We start from the raw sequence: 579 nt of genomic DNA, 5'->3' as shown, positions 1-579 counted from the left end.
AAAACCGGGATTGACTGCGATCAATCTTGGAATAATCAAGGGAGCTGAAAAACTATGAATCTTGCAGTGGATCGTACTGAATCGTTTGAAGAAAAAATGGCTCGTATCACTGAGAAAACAGCTAAGTCAGCGTTATTATTCTCCAGTTTCTGCGAGCTTGAGAAGAAGCATCTCACTCATTCACAAAATGAAATTAGACCTCATTTTGTTCGTTGGATCAAGCATCAGCAGGTCAAATATTATAACGAGTTTATCGTTGGATTTTCACGGGATATGAAATGGGATAGCAAGAAATTGGTTAAGACTCAGTACCCAACAAAAATGTTCGTTCGGATGAGACACGGAGTTCGAGAGGGGCGATGAAAGTGATGGACTCAGATAAAGTCACACGGTTATTCAATCTTTGTGTGAAAGCGGAGACTGATTTTAGAAATGAAAACCGTCCAAAATTAGCACGAAAGGCAGCTAAGCTTCAGCACAAGTTGTACTGGATCACCGTCAATGAATTGCGTAAGGAAGATGAAAAAGGAAGTGCCCAATTGACCGGTATGGAACGTAAATGTTTTTTAATCATCAAAC

The 579-nt window shown here is 39.9% G+C and carries 2 protein-coding genes; both read left to right on the top strand.

Annotated elements, in window-relative coordinates:
* Positions 1-54: 54 nt before the first annotated feature.
* Complete coding sequence (locus NIE88_RS22170) at positions 55-363, top strand: hypothetical protein (RefSeq protein ID WP_253065725.1); 309 nt, start codon at positions 55-57, stop codon at positions 361-363.
* A gap of 2 nt (positions 364-365) precedes the next feature.
* Positions 366-579: hypothetical protein (locus NIE88_RS22165; RefSeq protein ID WP_253065723.1), on the top strand; the 214-nt coding region annotated here is incomplete at its 3' end.

Source organism: Sporolactobacillus shoreicorticis (genome assembly GCF_024125445.1).
GTDB lineage: Bacteria > Bacillota > Bacilli > Bacillales > Sporolactobacillaceae > Sporolactobacillus > Sporolactobacillus shoreicorticis.
Note: the sequence above shows the minus strand (reverse complement) of the source record. Positions and strands in the feature narration are given on the sequence as shown.

Coding starts and splice junctions, on each gene's coding strand:
- NIE88_RS22170 (WP_253065725.1), top strand. CDS start 55: ATGAATCTTGCAGTGGATCGTACTGAATCGTTTGAAGAAAAAATGGCT.